The sequence below is a fragment of the Streptomyces sp. NPDC007084 genome (genome assembly GCF_040703595.1).
Classification (GTDB): Bacteria; Actinomycetota; Actinomycetes; order Streptomycetales; family Streptomycetaceae; genus Streptomyces.
On record NZ_JBEYFY010000019.1, the window covers coordinates 41,967 to 58,528 of the forward strand.

At 72.8% G+C, this 16,562-nt stretch carries 12 protein-coding genes; 5 read left to right on the top strand and 7 right to left on the bottom strand.

Annotated features, from left to right (window positions below; translation table 11 throughout):
* Nucleotides 1–24 precede the first annotated feature (24 nt).
* Entirely contained in the window at nt 25–690 is a 666-nt protein-coding gene (locus AB0912_RS17885) for an AAA family ATPase (RefSeq protein ID WP_366700648.1), read from the top strand.
* On the opposite strand, the gene AB0912_RS17890 is transcribed toward AB0912_RS17885, so the two are convergent.
* The 3 genes from AB0912_RS17890 to AB0912_RS17900 all read right to left on the bottom strand — a co-directional run bounded on the left by AB0912_RS17890 (nt 669) and on the right by AB0912_RS17900 (nt 5,892).
* Nucleotides 669–2,498 (bottom strand): cytochrome c biogenesis protein CcdA, encoded by a 1,830-nt coding sequence (locus tag AB0912_RS17890; RefSeq protein ID WP_366700650.1) that lies wholly within the window; start codon nt 2,496–2,498, stop codon nt 669–671. The two genes, AB0912_RS17885 and AB0912_RS17890, sit on opposite strands and share 22 nt — an antisense overlap.
* A 351-nt stretch (nt 2,499–2,849) precedes the next feature.
* A complete protein-coding gene (locus AB0912_RS17895) occupies nt 2,850–3,638 on the bottom strand; it encodes an SAM-dependent methyltransferase (RefSeq protein WP_366700652.1) in 789 nt (262 codons plus the stop codon).
* Between the two features lie 112 nt (nt 3,639–3,750).
* The gene (locus tag AB0912_RS17900) at nt 3,751–5,892 is read right to left on the bottom strand and encodes an NAD-binding lipoprotein (protein WP_366700654.1); all 2,142 of its coding nucleotides are present in this window, start codon (nt 5,890–5,892) and stop codon (nt 3,751–3,753) included.
* Nucleotides 5,893–6,262: 370 nt separating this feature from the next.
* Here AB0912_RS17900 and AB0912_RS17905 point away from each other — a divergent pair, with 370 nt between their 5' ends.
* Nucleotides 6,263–7,219, top strand: a complete 957-nt coding sequence (locus tag AB0912_RS17905; RefSeq protein WP_366700656.1) for a L,D-transpeptidase — start codon at nt 6,263–6,265, stop codon at nt 7,217–7,219.
* Nucleotides 7,220–7,255: 36 nt separating this feature from the next.
* Here the strand turns inward: AB0912_RS17905 and AB0912_RS17910 are convergent, their stop codons facing one another.
* Complete coding sequence (locus tag AB0912_RS17910; protein WP_366700658.1) at nt 7,256–8,137, bottom strand: diacylglycerol kinase family protein; 882 nt, start codon at nt 8,135–8,137, stop codon at nt 7,256–7,258.
* A gap of 100 nt (nt 8,138–8,237) precedes the next feature.
* The gene (locus AB0912_RS17915) at nt 8,238–9,827 is read right to left on the bottom strand and encodes an FAD-binding oxidoreductase (RefSeq protein ID WP_366700810.1); all 1,590 of its coding nucleotides are present in this window, start codon (nt 9,825–9,827) and stop codon (nt 8,238–8,240) included.
* Nucleotides 9,828–9,988: 161 nt separating this feature from the next.
* Here AB0912_RS17915 and AB0912_RS17920 point away from each other — a divergent pair, with 161 nt between their 5' ends.
* Nucleotides 9,989–10,597, top strand: coding sequence for a helix-turn-helix domain-containing protein (locus tag AB0912_RS17920; RefSeq protein ID WP_366700660.1), 609 nt, complete (start codon nt 9,989–9,991; stop codon nt 10,595–10,597).
* Nucleotides 10,594–12,198, top strand: a complete 1,605-nt coding sequence (locus AB0912_RS17925; protein WP_366700662.1) for a glycerol-3-phosphate dehydrogenase/oxidase — start codon at nt 10,594–10,596, stop codon at nt 12,196–12,198. The genes AB0912_RS17920 and AB0912_RS17925 overlap by 4 nt, the downstream gene beginning before the upstream one ends.
* Before the next feature lie 156 nt (nt 12,199–12,354).
* On the opposite strand, the gene AB0912_RS17930 is transcribed toward AB0912_RS17925, so the two are convergent.
* Nucleotides 12,355–14,247 carry an arabinofuranosidase catalytic domain-containing protein gene (locus tag AB0912_RS17930; protein ID WP_366700664.1) on the bottom strand — a complete coding sequence of 631 codons (1,893 nt, stop codon included), beginning with the start codon at nt 14,245–14,247 and terminating at the stop codon, nt 12,355–12,357.
* 301 nt (nt 14,248–14,548) lie between these two features.
* On the opposite strand from AB0912_RS17930, the gene rox reads away from it, so the two are divergent.
* A complete protein-coding gene (gene rox, locus AB0912_RS17935) occupies nt 14,549–15,973 on the top strand; it encodes a rifampin monooxygenase (protein WP_366700666.1) in 1,425 nt (474 codons plus the stop codon).
* A gap of 114 nt (nt 15,974–16,087) precedes the next feature.
* Here rox and AB0912_RS17940 read toward each other — a convergent pair whose 3' ends face one another.
* Nucleotides 16,088–16,558 (bottom strand): zinc-binding dehydrogenase, encoded by a 471-nt coding sequence (locus AB0912_RS17940; protein ID WP_366700668.1) that lies wholly within the window; start codon nt 16,556–16,558, stop codon nt 16,088–16,090.
* Between the last annotated feature and the right edge of the window lie 4 nt (nt 16,559–16,562).

The following is a 16,562-nucleotide window of genomic DNA, read 5'->3' on the forward strand; positions in this document are numbered from 1 at the left end:
GGACGGGGACGGGGAGGACGACACATGGCGACCGAGACGGCACCGGAGGGCGCGGACGCGCTCCACGCACGCATCCCCGACACCCCGGCCGGCGGCACGGTCATCCTGCTCAACGGCACGTCCAGTTCGGGCAAGTCCAGCATCGCCCGGGCGCTGCTCGACCGGCTGGACGGCACCTGGTTCCACATGCCCGTCGACGCCTTCCACGCCCTGCGCGGCGGCCAGGAGATTCCCGAGGGCGGCCTCCAGGCCGAGGTCGACCGCACGTGCAAGGGGTTCCACCGCGCCGTCGCCGGGATGGCGGCGGCCGGCAACAACCTCCTCGTCGACTACCCGCTCAGCCGCCGCTGGCGCCTGCTCGACCTCCTGGACCTGCTCGTGCCCGAGGACACCGTCCTGGTCGCGGTCCGCTGCCCGCTGCCCGAACTGAACCGCCGCGAGGCCGAACGCGGCGACCGCCAACCGGGCCTCGCCGCAGCGCAGTTCGCCCAGGTCCACTCGTACGGCCCGCACGACATCGACGTCGACACGAGCCTGCGCTCACCGGCCGACTGCGCCCGCCACATCCACGAGACCCTCCCCAACCGGCCCCGCCCGACGGCGTTCGAGACCCTCCGACGAACACTGCGCCGCCCCGGACCGTGCGGGCCCGGGACGGCGGGGGGCGGCTATCCGAAGGTGAAGGAGTAGGCGCGCACTCCGGGGCTGAGCCGCAGTTCCAGGCGCGCGTTCCGTGCCTTGGCCGTGCTGACGAGTTCGTGCAGGGTCGGCGTGCCGTGGACCTCGACGGTGCGGGTGGGCCCGCCGTTCACGGAGACCTGGACGCTGCCGTCGCCGGCGAGGACGACATTGGCGTTCTTCGCGCGGTAGTTGAGCGCGATCCTCGCGTCCGGGCCGGCGGTGAAGTACTCGTAGCCCGCCGTCCACGTGCCGTCCAGGGCGACGCCGTTGACCGGGATGTCGGCGGGGAAGTGGTACGTCTTGGCCTTGTCGTCGGCCAGCGGGTCCCCGACGTAGTTCCGGATCCGGAAGTTGCTGAGATAGGTCTCCGGTGTGCGGTCCTGGGTGAGGTCGTCGGCCTTCTGCCGCGTCCTCTGCGGGAGTCGGACTCCGGGGTCGGCCTGCTTCAGCAGATCGCGGATCAGGTTCTCCGTCTGGTCGTACTTGCCCTCGCCGAAGGTGAAGTAGCGGACGGTTCCGCGCGCGTCGATGAGGTACTTGGCGGGCCAGAAGCGGTTCCGGTAGTTGTCCCAGGTGGTCAGCTTGTTGTCGAGGGCCACCGGATAGGTGATGCCCATCTTCCGGGTCTGGTCGGCGACGTTCGCCGCGTTCTTCTCGAAGGCGAACTCCGGTGCGTGGACGCCGATGACCTCCAGCCCCGCCGCCTTGTACGCCCGGTCCCAAGCCTTGATGTGCGGGATGCTGCGCTGGCAGTTGATGCAGGAGTAGGTCCAGAAGTCGATCAGTACGACCTTGCCCCGCTGGGCCTTCAGATCGACGGGCGCGCCACCGGGGGTGTTCAGCCACTTGGAGATGCCCTCGATCGCGGGCGCCGTTCCGCAGGAGCGCAGCTCGTTCACCCCGTCCTCGCAGCGGGAGAGTTCCTTGTTGCTGTTGTCGTAGAGGCCGGACAGCTTCTGCCGGGCGGTGTCGTTGTCCTCGACCTTCCGCTGGGCGGCGGCGGTGTAGTTGGGCAGCGCCCGCTGGATGGCGTCGGTGACGTTGAAGGCCAGCGCGCCGGCCAGGACGATCATCAGGATGCCCGCGCCGATCCTGAGCTTGCGCGCCCGGGTCCGGAACGCCGCGATCCGCTCGGACACCCGGCGGCCTGCCAGCGCGAACAGGAGCAGCGGGATCGCGGTCCCCACCGCGAACGACACGGTCAGGGCGACGATGTCGAGGCTGAGACGGCCGCGCGCGCCGGCCACGGTGATGGCGGCGAGCACGGGCCCCGCGCACGGCACGTAGAGCAGACCGAGCCCGACACCGAGGACGAACGCGCTGCCCTCCTTGTTGACCTGCCGCTGGGGGATGCGGGCGAACGGCCTTTCCAGCAGGCGTTCGACGAAGGGGAAGATCAGGCCGAGGCCGATCAGGACCAGCAGGGAGAGGCCGACGTAGCGGAGGATGTCGTCGGGCAGACCCAGCGCGGAGATGAGGGTCACTCCGAGCAGCGCGAAGAAGCTGAAGCTGATGACCAGTCCGGTGACCACCGCGTAGGGGCGCCGGTTGGGTGCCGAGGGGGCCTTCTTCTCGCGGACGGGCGAGACGAGGGTGTCGCCCGTGTGCGCGGTACCGTCCGGCCCGTCGGCTTCGGCGGCAGGTGTCGGGCCCGCTCGTCCGCCCCCGCCCGTCGGCCCCGCTGCCCCACCTCCGGATTCCGGCGTCCCGGTCCCTGGACCGCCGGCCAGGAACACGACGGGCAGCACCGGCAGAATGCACGGTGAGACGGCGGTGATCAGCCCGCCGAGCAGGCCGATCAGGATCAGTGTCAGCATCAGGTCGCCCTCCGGTCGGAAGAGCGTGGGAACCGCTCCTCTCGCGTCTGATCCGTAGGACGCGGCTCCCGGGATTGGTCCCGCCCCCCGAAAGGGGCTCTCAGATGCTGGCTGTTTCCGCGAAATACCTCGCAGATGCGCCAATGCCCGCCCCGGGGAGACCGGGACGGGCAGAGAACTAATCAGAGGCGGCGGCTCAGCGGGGCAGGCCACGGTGTGGCGCGCCCGGGTCACGGTGTGGCGCGCGGACCGCAGTGGGAGGGGCCGGCGCGAGCGTGCCGTGGAGAGCCAGGGACCGACCCGACGGGCCGCAGAGCCAGGGCCCGACCCGACGGGCCGCAGAGCCAGGGCTCAGCGCACGCGGGCCACCGCCGCGTAGATCCCGCTTCCCTCCGGCGTCACATCCTCCTCCGGCCGCACCCACTCCGTGGCCGTCACCAGGCCCGGCTCCACGAGGTCGAGTCCGTCGAAGAAGCGCTCCACCTCCGCGCGGGTGCGGAAGCCGAGCTTGATGCCGCCCTTGGCGTACTCGGCGGTGACCTGCGCGGAGAGTTCCGGGTACAGGTCGGACGCGGCGTGCGACAGCACCAGGTAGCTGCCCGAGGGGAGCGTGGCGACCAGGTTGCGGACGATGCCGTGGGCGTCCTGCTCGTCGGGGATGAAGTGCATCAGCGCGATCAGTGACATCGCGACCGGACGGTCGAAGTCCAGGATGTGCCGGGCGTGCCGCACGATCTCCTCCGGCTGCCGGACATCCGCCTGGATGTAGTCCGTGGCCCCCTCGGGCCTGCTGACCAGCAGGGCTTCGGCGTGACGCAGCACGATCGGGTCGTTGTCCGTGTAGACGACCTTCGCCGTCGGCACGATGTCCTGGACGATCTGGTGCAGGTTCGGCTCGGTGGGGATGCCCGTGCCGATGTCCAGGAACTGGTCGATGCCCTGCCGCGCGAGCCAGGCGGACGCCCGGTGCATGAACTGCCGGTTCTGCCGGGCGGCGTCCTTCGCCTCGGGCGGCAGCTTCTCCCCGACCGCCTCGTCCACCGGGTAGTTGTCCTTGCCGCCCAGCAGCCAGTCGTAGACCCGCGCCGGATGCGCCTTGCTGGTGTCGATCGGCGGGAACGGCTGCGGATCGGTCGTCATGGTTGCTCCCATCGCACCGGTGAGCGGGGCAGGTCGAGTGTTCGATCATCCTACTCGGATGTGGCCCCTGTCAGGTGCCATGTGACCGGCACGCGAGGGGAGTTGGACGCGGTCACGGCATCCGCTGCCGGCCGACCCGTTCCTCCCGCGCCCCGTCGGTCACGCCGTCGGCGGCCCCGCCGGTGAACTCCGTCGCCACGACGACCACCTGGTCCTCGGCGCTCCACTCGCGCCGCTCGTCCTTGGGCGGATTGAGGCGCACGCCGTGGGCCGGGGAGACCGCCCACTGGTCGCGTCGCCGGTAGCCGATGGCGCACTCGCCCCGGTCGCGCGCGGCGGCCACCACGGTCGCGAAGGTCGCCGTCGTACCCGCGCGGACGTAGTGCCCGGCCGGCCGCAGGCTGATGCCGCTGCCCTCCGCGGAGAACAACTCCTCGAAGACGGCGGCCAGATGGGGGTTCTGCGCGATCTGCGCCATGAGCAGGCCGGTCAGTTCACCGCTGACGACCACATCGGACCCCGGATTCAGCGGAGCCAGCGGCCGGTTGCGGTCGTCCGTCAGCTCCGTGACCACCCGTACGTCCCGGCCGGTGCGCTGTTCCACCAGCCGCAGGCCGAGCAGCGTGACCAGGGTCCGGTCGTCGGGGCGGTCGGGCCCGGTGCCCGCGTCGGGACCGAGTACCACCACCGCGTCGTACGGGGACAGGTCGAGGCCGAGCAGGGTCTCGGGCCGGGACAGCGCCGCCGACCGGAACCGCACCTCCAGCCGCCCGGCCCCCGGCACGCCGGCCCCGTCCTCCCGGACCTTCCCCGGCACGCCGGCCCCGTCCTCCCGGACCTTCCCCGGCACGCCGGCCCCGTCCTCCCGGACCTTCCCCGGCACGCCGGCCCCGGTCTCCCTCATCTGCCCCGCCGAGCCGGCCCCGGTCTCCCGGGTCTGCCCCGGCACGGTCCGCTCACCGGCGGGCACGGCCTCCTCGGTGACCACGTCCAGGACCGAACCGGGGTGCGCGGTGTCCCGCAACTGTGCGATGACCAGCGGCGCCCGGCGGTTCCAGCCGAGCAGCAGCAGCCGGGCCGGGTCCGGGGCGGGTGCCGTGGTGACGGCCCGGGCGGAGGGGTCGACGAGGCGCCGGCAGTCCTCGGCTCGCGCGGAGTACTCGTCGCCGGCCACGACGATCAGCCGGCTGCCGGGCTCCACCACGGTCTCGGCGGCGGGATTGAGGACCGTACGGCCGTCCTCGGTGAACAGCCCGGCCACGCACGCGTTCGCGTGTCCGAGAAGGGCCGTGCCGAAGGGCCGGCCATGGAAGGCGCTCGCGTCGGCGAGGTGGAACTCGTCGCCGGCGAAGTCGAGCAGATCACGCAGGACGAGGGAGAGGCCCGGTCGGCCGACGCACTGGGCGATCAGCCGCGCGGTGACGGTGTCCGCCTCCAGCACCGTGCCGCGCGGTCCCGCCGCCAGCCGGGCCGGGGCGCGGAACCGGTCGTCACCCACCGCGGCCAGCACTGGCGGCCCCGGCACCTCCGCTCCGAGGACCGCGCGCAGCGCGAGCAGTGTCCGCAGCACCTCCGCGTCGCCGGTGGGCTCGCCGGAGGGCAGCACCAGCACCGTGCCCGCCGTCCGGGGGCTGACCAGGGCGAGGACGGCGGGATCGCTCGCCGGCCCGCTGCGGCAGATGACCCTGCCGCGCGCCACCGCGCCCACACGGGCCGCGAGCGCCCGCTCCATCTCCGTCTTGTCCCGGTCGGCGAGCAGCACCACCGGCCGCCCCCGCTGCCGCCGCCCGGAGCCCGTGCCCTGGGCGGCCAGCAGCTCGGCCACCACCGTGAACACCTGGTCCGACCAGCCGAGGACCACGGCATGGCCCTGCTCCAGCACCGTCGACCGGCCGCGGCTCAGCTCCGTCAGCCGCTTCTCCAGGCCGGCGGTGATCACACCGACCAGCGTCGACACACACAGCAGCGCCACCAGACCGAGCAGCGCCGACAGCGCCATCCGCAGTGGGGTGCCGCTCGCCTCGCCGAGCCGCAGGGTCTGCGCACTCGTCCGCCACACCGCCTCCAGCCGTCCCACGAGGGAGCGCGGCGAGGCGGGGTCCGTCCACACCAGCAGCGCGCTCACCGGGACGACGACGGCGAGGCACGACACCACCAGCCAGCCCATCAGCCGGGCCGTACTGCGCGCCAGCGTCCGGTCGAACCGGTACCGCCACCGGCCGGGTAACGGCACCTGCCGCCCTTCCGCTTCCACTCCCGCCCCCGCAGCCCGCGACACCCCTACGACCCGCTCCACTCCCACCCCCGCAGCACACCCAAGAACGCGGCCGGCCCCCGGCCGCCCACCGGCCCGTGGCCTGCGGGAACCGGCGGACCCCACCCGCACAGTGCGGCTTCGGCGGACAGGACACGCGAGAATCCGCGGCCGATTCATTCTTTCGGGCAGCCGCCCGGTGCCTGCGGACCCGCGGCGCGAGGTCCCGGTAGGGGGAACACGTGGCCGGTTTTGAATCACGCTTTACATGCCGACTGCAACCACGGGCAGGCGCAAAGGGTCCAACAGTGCATTGAGGCAAGCACGACCACGAGCCGGGGTAGAAGTGAAGCGACGCAGCGGAATAACGATGGCACTCGTCACGGTGGCGGTGCTGGCGGGCACCAGCGCCTGTGGGGGCGGGTCCCCCAAGGCGAGTTCCGACGACGGGAGGGCGGCGTCCTCCGGGAAGCCCTCGGTGAGCGCGAAGCCGTCCCCGTCGAAGCCCGCCGGCCCACCGATGCTGCTGGACACCATCACGCCGCAGACGGGTGCCACCGTCGGCGTGGCCATGCCGATCTCGGTGATCTTCACGGACCCGGTGGCGCAGAAGGCCCGGGGCGACATCGAGAAGCACATGAAGGTGACCGCCTCCCAGCCGACCGAGGGCGCCTGGCACTGGTTCGGTGACCGGCGTGCCGACTGGCGGCCCAAGTCGTACTGGGCCTCCGGCACGAAGGTCAAGATCGACGCCGAACTGAAGGGCGTCCCCAACGGCAACGGCCGCTACGGCACCCGGTCCTACGTACACGACTTCACCATCGGCGACGACGTCCGCGCGGATGTCTCCGCCACCGGTCACACCATGACGGTCACCAAGAACAGGCACACCCTGCGCACCCTGTCGATCAACGCGGGCAGCGCCCAGTACCCCACGTGGAACGGCACGATGGCGGTGATCGACAAGCAGAAGTCGGTCCACATGACCTCGTGCAGCGTCGGCATCAGCTGCACGAAGGGCGCCCCCGACTACTACGACCTGACCCTCCCCTGGGACGTCCATCTCACCCAGTCCGGCACCTACGTGCACTACTCCACCGGCGACCCCAACCCGGGCAGCGGCAGCGCGCGCGGCTCGCACGGCTGCGTCCACCTCTCGATCTCCGACGCCAAGTGGTTCTACGACCAGGTCAAGCAGGGCGACCCCGTCACCGTCACGGGATCCCCGCGGGCGAAGGCGCCGGCCGACAACGGCTACGCCTCCTTCAACCTGAGCTGGGACCAGTGGCTGGCGGGCAGCGCGACCGGAGCCGTCACCGCCGGCTGACGCCCGCCCGACGAAGGCTCCGTGCCGGCCCGGCGGTCAGAAAAGCATCGCCAGATCGCCGGGCAGCACCCGCGCGGTGACGGGGAGGACGGCCTCGACCTCCCCGTCCGCGCCGTAGGGCACGGGCCGGTCGGCCTCGATACGGATCTCCCGGCCCCGCAGGATCTCCACCTCGGGCCGGTCGACGTGGGCGCCGGTCTTCAGCTCGTTCATCAGCGTGAAGAACAGCCGCCGGGGCGCCTCCTTGATCATGACGATGTCCAGCAGACCGTCGTCCACCCGCGCGGCCGGGGCGATGGCCCGCCCCGAGCCGTAGTACGCGGAGTTCGCCGCGACCACGGTGTAACCGCGGTGCGCGTGCTCCACCCCGTCGACGGTGACCCGGTACGAGGCGGGACGCCAGCCCGTGACCGCGCGCAGCCCGCCCGCGTAGTACGAGGCGGCCCCGCGCAGCAGCCGGGACTGGTTGGCGTGCCGGTTGGCGAGCGCGTCTACGCCCGCGTACACGCTGCCCAGCACCACCGTGCGGGCGTGCGCCGCCGACTCCACCTCGATGGTGTCCACCCGCCGCGGTTCCTTGTCGAGCAGTATCCGGGCCAACTCGGCTGGTTCGGTGGGCAGTCGGAGGGTGCGCGCGAAGTCGTTGCCGCGGCCGGCGGGGACCAGCCCGAGGACGGTGTCCGTCCCGCTGAGCGCGCCCCCTATGCCCCCGGCGATCCCGTCGCCGCCGACCGCGAGCACGATCCGGCCCCGCTCACCGGCGGCGCGCGCGAGATCCTGGGCGTGGGCCAGGCTGCGGCTGTACTCGGTTTCGAGCCCGGCGCCGGCCTCCCGGAGCAGGCGGGCGACCTGGAGCAGCGCCGCCGCTCCGGTGGAGCCGCCCGCAGTGGGATTGACGACGGCGGTGAACTGTCGCATCGAGGTGCCTCCGGGCGGTGATCGGGCGGGCTGGGCGGAACCGGGCAGGGGAGTCGGGGACGCCGGGGAAGTCGGGGGAGTGGTGGCCGAGCCGTGGCGGTCAGTCCACCGGCAGCAGGATCCCGGGGTTGCAGACGCCGTCGGGGTCCAGCCGCCGCTTGACGGCCCGCAGCGCCTCGATGCCCAGGGGACCGGCCTCCCGTACGTACGCGGCGCGGTGGTCGGTGCCGACCCCGTGGTGGTGGCTGATCGTACCGCCCGCCTTCAGGACGGCCTCGTTCGCCGCCTGCTTGGCCGGCGCCCAGTGCGCCACGGCGTCCTCGCCCTGCGCGGAGACCACGGTGAAGTAGAGCGAGGCGCCGTTCTCGTACACGTGCGAGATGTGGCACATGACCAGTGGCGGGGTCCCGGCGGCGGTGAGCGTGTCGGTCAGCGCGGTGCGGACGGCCGCGTACAGCGCGGGGACGCGTGACCAGAAGGCCGCGGTCTCCAGGGTCTCGGCGAAGGCGCCGGCGTCGAGCAGGGAGTCCCGCAGATACGGCGCCGAGTAGCGGCCGTGGGCCCAGCGTTCGCCCGGTTCCTCCCCCAGGCAGGTGCCTCCGGCCGCGCGCAGCACCTCGGCGGCCCGCTCGCGGCGGTACGCCGTGTCGGCCTCGGTCCCCTCGTACCCGGCGATCGCCGTGCAGCCGGCGTCGGCCGGGGCCTCGGCCGAGCCGATGGCGTCCGGCTGCGCGAGACCGATGAACGTCTCGGTCTCGTCGGACAGCCGCAGCACCGTGGGACGCGGCCCGTCCTGGGCGAGGCGGCGCAGGGCGGTGGCGCCCTCCGCGAAGGAGGCGAAGCGCCAGCCCTCGTAGATCCGGGTCCGCGGCAGCGGCTTGACCCGCACGGTCACCGAGGTGATGACGCCGAAGGCGCCTTCCGAGCCGAGGACGAGCTGCCGCAGGTCGGGGCCGGCCGCCGAGCGGGGGGCGCGGCCCACGTCCAGGGTGCCTTCGGGGGTGGCGAGGGTCAGGCCGAGGACCATCTCGTCGAAGCGGCCGTATCCGGCGGACGCCTGCCCGCTGGACCGGGCCGCGGCGAATCCGCCGATGGTGGCCCACTCGTAGGACTGCGGGAAGTGCCCGAGGGTGAACCCGTGTTCGGCCAGCAGGGCTTCGGCGTCGGGGGCGCGCAGGCCGGGCTGGAGCGTCGCGGTGCGGGAGACCGGGTCGAGGTCGATCAGGCCGTTCATCCGGCGCAGGTCGACGGCGACGAAGGCGCGCCGCTCGGGGGCGAGTCCGCCGACGACCGAGGTGCCGCCGCCGAACGGGACGGCGGCGAGGCCGTGTCCCGCGCAGGCGCGCAGCACGGCGAGGACCTCGTCGTGGCCGCTGGGCAGGACCACCGCGCCGGGGGCGTCCGCGGTGTCGCCGGCACGGATCTTCAGCAGGTCGGGGGTGGACTTTCCACGGGTGTGCCGGATCCGGGTCTCCGGGTCGGTGCGCACGTGTTCCTCGCCGCCCACCGCGTCCGCCAGCGCGCGCAGCGCGGCGGCCGGCGGGGGGTCGGGGACGGTGATCTCCGCGAGGGGGCGGGTGGCGGTGTCGCGCGGCTTGACGCCGAGCAGGTCCCGCAGCAGGCCGGTCACCGAGTCGGGCAGCGGCGCCGCCTTGGCCGGGTCGCCCCAGCCGCTCCACAGCATGTCCATGAACGTCGTCCTCATCGGTCGTCATCGGTGACCCGGACAACTCCGGCCACGGTCGGGTGAATTCAGATGGATTCGGGTGAATCCAGCGGCTCGGGTCGTCATCGGTCGGTTCGCCACGCGCCGTCTCCCGTACGGCCTCCCGGGGCGTTACACTGTTACACATGGCGCCTATTCGTCACAACCATGTGGACCAGCCGGACAACGACCCCGTCCTCGACGCCGTACGCGACTGTGTGCTCGCCGTCGGGGTCCGGCGCACGACCATGACGGACGTGGCCCGCCGCGCCGGCGTCTCGCGCATGACGCTCTACCGCCGCTGGCCCGACGTGCGCTCCCTGGTCGGCGACCTGATGACCCGTGAGTGGATCGACGTGGCGACCCGCGCCATGCCGGAACCCCGGCCGGGCCGGAAGACCCGCACGCTGATCGTGGACGGACTGGTCGCCGGCGTCGAGGCGTTCCGCGCCCACCCCCTCTTCCGGAAGATCATCGACGTCGACCCCGAACTCCTGCTGCCCTACGTACTGGACCGCCGCGGCGCCAGCCAGGAAGCCCTGCTCGGACTCCTCGCCGGCGCCCTGAAGGAGGGACACGCCGACGGATCGGTGCGGCGCGCCCCGGTCGAACGGCAGGCCCGCGCCGTGCTGCTGGTGGTCCAGTCCTTCACCCTGTCGCTGCGGACCATGACGGACGAGGACGACCCCGAGCTGACCGGCGCGGCCTTCCTCGGCGAACTGCGCACCCTTCTGGAGAGGACCCTCACGCCATGAGCCCCGCAAGCAGCCCCGCGGGCCCGGCCGGGCCCGCCGCCCCGGTCCCCGGATCGTCCCTCTCCGCCGCCCGCCGCCGCCGTGAACTGGCCGAAGCGGTCAACGGCGACGTGGTCGACGTCCTGGTCGTCGGCCTCGGCGCCACCGGCGCGGGTGTCGCCCTCGACGCCGCCGCCCGCGGTCTCAGCGTCGTCGCCGTCGACGCCCACGACCTCGCCTTCGGCACCTCGCGCTGGAGCTCCAAGCTCATCCACGGCGGCCTGCGCTACCTGGCCGCCGGGCAGTTCGACGTCGCCCACGAGAGCGCGGTCGAACGCGGGGTGCTGATGGAGCGCACCGCGCCCCACCTGGTGCGCGCCCAGCCCTTCGTGCTGCCCCTGACCCCGCTGGTGTCACGGGGCCAGGCCTCCCTGGCCTGGGCCGGGTTCCGGGCCGGCGACACCCTGCGCCTCGCGGCGCGCACCGCCCGGGCCACCCTGCCCGCGCCGCGCCGGCTCTCCTCCGTGGAGGCCCGCCACCTGGCACCCGCCGTACGCCCCGCCGGTCTGCGCGGCGCACTGCTGTCCTGGGACGGCCGGGTCACCGACGACGCCCGCCTCGTCACCGCCCTCGCCCGCGGCGCCGCCGCCCACGGCGCCCGCGTCCTCACCCGGGTACGCGCCCTGGAACTCGGCGGCACGGGAGCCCGCGTCCGCGACGAACTCACCGGAGAACAGGGCGAGATCAGGGCCCGCGCGGTGATCAACGCCTCCGGCGTCTGGGCCGGCGAACTCGTCGACGGCATCCGTATCCGCCCCTCGCGCGGCACCCATCTCGTGCTGCGCGCCGAGCTGTTCGGACCGCTTCCCGCCGGTCTGCACATCCCGATCCCGGGCGAGACCAACCGCTTCGTGCTCGTCCTGCCCCAGGACGACGGCCGGGTGTACGTCGGCCTGACCGACGAACCCGTCGACGGGGACATACCGGATGTGCCGGAGGTCCCCGAGTCGGACATCGGCTTCCTGCTCGACGTCCTTGGCTCCGCCCTGGACACCCCCGTGCGGCGTGAGGACGTCGTCGGCGCCTTCGCGGGGCTGCGGCCCCTGCTCGACGCCGAACCGGCCCGGTCGGGCGAGGCCGCGCGTACCTCCGACATCTCGCGCCGGCACGCCGTGCTCACCTCCGGCGAAGGGGTCGTCACCGTCGTCGGGGGGAAGCTCACGACTTACCGGCGCATGGCACAGGACGCCGTCGACGCGGCCAGCGCGGCCCGCGGCCTCGGCGCGGGCCCCTCCACGACCGCCGCGCTGCCGCTGGTCGGCGCGGCGGCACCGCACCGTCTCGGCCGACTGGCGGCCCCCGGCCACCTCATCCGCCGCTACGGCACCGAAGCGCCGGCCGTCCACGCCCTGGGCGCCCACGACCCCCGCCTGCACGAGCCCGTCGTCCCCGGCCACCCGGTCACCCGCGCCGCCCTCCTGTGGGCCGCCCGGCACGAAGGTGCCCTGGACGAGGCGGACCTCCTGGACCGCCGCACCCGACTCGGCCTGATCCCCGAGGACCGCGAAGCGGCGATCCCCGCGGCCCGAGAGGCACTGGAGGCAGCGACCCAGCCGGCCTGACACCCCCGGAGGAGGCCGTAACCACTGACAGCGCCCGCCCCGCGCGGGGGAGGGGACGCGGAGGCCCGGCCGGACAGGTGTGTCCGGCCGGGCCCATGGGACGAGCGACGCTGGTCAGCCCAGGGCGAACTTCCGGGCTGGGACGAGCGATGCTGGTCAGCCCAGGGCGAACTTCTGGGCGTTGGAGCCGTTGCAGTCCCAGATCCGCAGCCGGGTGCCGTTGGCGCTGGCGCCGTCGGGGGAGTCCAGGCAACGGCCCGACTGCGGGTTGCGCAGTGAGCCGTCGGTCTGCTGCTGCCAGACCTGACCGCCGGCCGAGTTGCAGTCCCACAGCTCGACCTGTGTGCCGTTGGCCGTCCCGTTGCCGATGATGTCCAGGCAGCGGCCCAGCGTGTGCAGCCGGCCGTCCGAGCTGTGGAACCAGTGCTGGTCGACGGCGTACGACTGGCAGCCCCAGAGCTGTACGGCGGTGCCGTTGGAGCCGTTGTCGTCACCGGCCACGTCGGTGCAGGCCCCGCCCGGACCCACGACGGGCGCGCCCCCGTTGACGCTGAACTTCTGGGCGGCGGAGCCGTTGCAGTCCCAGATCCGCAGCCGGGTGCCGTTGGCGGTGGCACCGTCGGGCGAGTCGAGGCAGCGCCCGGACTGCGGGTTGAACAGCGAGCCGTCGGCGCGCTGCACCCACTTCTGGCCGCCCACCCCGTTGCAGTCCCACAGTTCGACCTGGGCGCCGTTGGCGGTGCCGTTGCCGACGATGTCCAGGCACCGGCCGATGGTCACCAGGGACCCGTTGGCGTAGTGCGACCAGTGCTGGTCCTCGGCGTACGACTGGCAGTTCCACAGGCCGACCGTGGCGCCGTTGACCCCGGTGTCGTCCGCGCTGACGTCGACGCACTGGTTGCCAGGACCGGTGATGGTGCCCTGCGGCCCGTTCGGCACGTTGGTCTGGCCGGCGTAGCCGACGGACACGATGTTGGCCTGCACGGCGTTCTCTGCGGCGTCGGTCGGATAGCCGGAGACCATGACGCCCTCGAAGAACGTGCCCATGTTCCAGTTGCTGTTGTCACCGCCCGTGCCCAGGATGATGCCGCCCTCCTGGTGCATGGGCCGGTAGCCGCCCCGGGACGGCAGGGCTCCGTCCCACCAGGTCGTGAGGCCGCCCGACTGCGAGTTGCCGCCCTTCAGGGCGTAGGTGGTCTGCCCGTTGTTCTTGAGGACGGCCGTCACATACGCGCTGTTGTTGCCCTTGTTGGCGGTGTTGGAGCCGTTGTCGCCCTGGAACATGCCGTTCTCCAGGTCGGCCTCGACCCACGGGCCGGAACCGCTGCACGGGGCGAAGTAGCAGGTGGTCGCGATGGACACGGCGTCCATGTGGCCGTTGCCGGTGTCGGCCGGAGTGGCCTCGGCGTTGCCGTAGTCGAAGCAGCAGGCGGAGCCGACGTGCGTGCCGCTCGCCACCATGTAGGCGCCCTCCGGCTGGCCGTTGACGGCGGTGCCGGACGCGGCGCCGTGCGAGCGGTAGCCGACGCCGGGGGAGATCCAGATGCCGTAGACCTTGTGGCCGCCGGCCGTGACGGACAGCTCGCTCGCGTCCGCACCCCGGTCGGCGCCCATCCCGGCGGTGCCCGCCGGTCCGGGGAACAGGTCGTTGTGCCGGGACGTCTGGTCGTACACCTTCGAGATGCTGCACGTGGTCGAGGCGCAGAAGGCGTCCTGCTGACCGGCGTTGGCGTATCCGCCGGCCGCCAGCAGTCCGATGTCGCTGGTCGCGCCGTCGGAGGCGCGGGTGACCTGGTAGAGCGGCCCGTTGTACGCCGAGAACAGGGCCCGGGTGGTGCTGTGCGCCGCGACGCAGGGGGTGCCCGCGCCGGCGTAGATGTCACAGGGCTGCGATCCCGCGGCCTGCGCGACGCCGGGCAGCCCGACGATCACGGTGGCCAGGAGACCGATGGCGGCGGCGACGGACAGCAGGGCCCGGCGCAGTCGAGACGTCGGCGCGGTCGCCGACCAGGGGAAGAGACGCGAGAGGGCAGATCTTTTTCTGCGCATATGTGCTCCCAGGTGGAGGATGGAGCTACAACTCGCCCTCGGGGCAGCGGAGTCAGGGCTGCCGGACGACTGGCTCGGAAGTTACGCGCGCTGGTCGATTGCGTCAATATTTGTTGCTTTTCTTTTTGGTCGACCTTTTCTCGATGTCTGAACCTGTGGTTTTACGGGGGGGGGTGATCGGCATCCGTGGCGCCGCCGGACCCGTCAGCCCCTCGGAGCCGGCCCCGGTGTGGTGTTGTGTGGTGCGCTGCCGGCGCAGGCGACCGGCAGGAGTCCAACAACGGGGGTGTACGGGATCGTGATGACGGACGTGATCGTGGCCGGAGGCGGTCCGACCGGACTGATGCTGGCCGGCGAGCTGCGACTGCACGGCGTACGGGTGGTCGTGGCCGAGAAGCTGACCGCGCCGACCAAGGAGTCCCGCGGACTCGGACTGCACGCCCGCAGCGTCGAGGTGATGGACCAGCGCGGACTACTGGAACGGTTCCTCGCGGTCAGCGAGAAGTTCCGCACCGGCGGCCTCTTCGGCGGCGTCACCAAGCCCTGGCCGGAGCGCCTGGACACGGCCCACCCCTACGGCTTGTCCACCCCGCAGCCCGTCACCGAGCGGCTGCTCCACGAGCGCGCCCTCGAACTCGGCACCGAGATCCGGCGCGGCGCCGAGGTGACCGGCCTGAGCCAGGACGAGGACGGCGTGAGCGTCGACCTCGCGGACGGCACCCGGCTGCGCTCCCGCTATCTCGTCGGCTGCGACGGCGGCCGGAGCACCGTGCGCAGACTGCTCGGCGTCGGGTTCCCCGGCGAGCCCGCCACGGTCGAGACCCTTCTCGGCGACATGGAGATCACCGAGGACCCGGCGAAAGTGGCCGCCCTCGTAGCCGAGGTCCGCAAGACCCAGCTGAGGTTCGGCGTCATCCCCAACGGCGACGGCACCTTTCGCGTCGTCGTACCCGCCGCCGAAGTCTCCGATCGGGCGCCGGCGCCGACCCTGGAGGAGTTCAGGGAACGGCTGCGGGCCGTGGCCGGAACCGACTTCGGCGTGCACTCGCCACGCTGGCTGTCCCGGTTCGGCGACGCCACCCGGCAGGCGGAGCGCTACCGGCTGGGCCGGGTGCTGCTGGCCGGCGACGCCGCGCACATCCACCCGCCGACCGGCGGACAGGGGCTCAACCTCGGCGTGCAGGACGCGTTCAACCTCGGCTGGAAACTGGCCGCCGCCGTCGCCGGCTGGGCCCCCGAGGGCCTGCTCGACAGCTACCACGACGAGCGGCACCCGGTCGGAGCCCGCGTGCTCGCCAACACCCGCGCGCAGATCACCCTGCTCGGCACCGACGCGGGCGCGACCGCGCTGCGCGAACTGTTCGCCAGTCTCATGGACTTCGAGGAGGTCAACCGCTACGTGACCGGCATGATCACCGCGGTCGACGTCCGCTACGACTTCGGCGACGGACATCCCCTCCTCGGCCGCCGGATGAAGGACCTCGCGCTGAGCCGTGGCCGCCTCTACTCGCTCACCCACGACGGACGCGGACTCCTGCTCGACCAGACCGGCCGCCTCTCCGTGGACGGTTGGGCGGACCGCGTCGATCACGTCGTCGACGTCAGTGACGAACTGGACGTACCGGCGGTGCTGTTGCGGCCGGATGGCCATGTGGCATGGGCGGGGGAGGACCAGCGGGACCTGCTCCGCCACCTCCCCAAGTGGTTCGGCACGCCCACCGGTTGACCCGTCGCGGCCCCTCCCGCCGCCGTCCGCCGTCGTCCTGCCGCCCCGGCGCCCGGTTCGTCCCGGCGCCCGCTTCGTCCCGTCGCCCCTGTGGCCCCGTCGTCCCTGGTCCCGTCACGCTCGGTGCCGGACGCGGTGGACGAGCGTGCCGGTGGCGCGGTCGTGCTCCATGTCGTCGTGGGCCCGTGCCACTTGCTCCAGTCCGTCGCGGACGCGGTCCACCGGGAAGGCCGGCCGGCCCGCCTCCACCGCGCCGAGGATCTCCCGCAGGGCCTCCCGGGGCAGGTCCGAGGCGTCGCCGGAGTACCCCGACAGACGTACGCCCTTGGGCAGGTACTCGTTCGGGGAGAAGTCCCGCACCGTCCACTGGTCGGACAGGCTGCCGCCCAAGCAGGCCGTCCCGTGCACCCGTACCGTCCGCAGCGTGTCGGGCAGCGCGCCCAGCGCCTCCCACGGCAGACCGGTGTCGACGGGGATGACCTGGGACAGCGGCACCGAGGTGTATTCCGCGTAGCCGCCGTCGGGGGCGGCCTCCACGGTGCCGACGGCCTCGATGCCGAGAGCCCGGTGAAAGGTGGCACCCACGCTC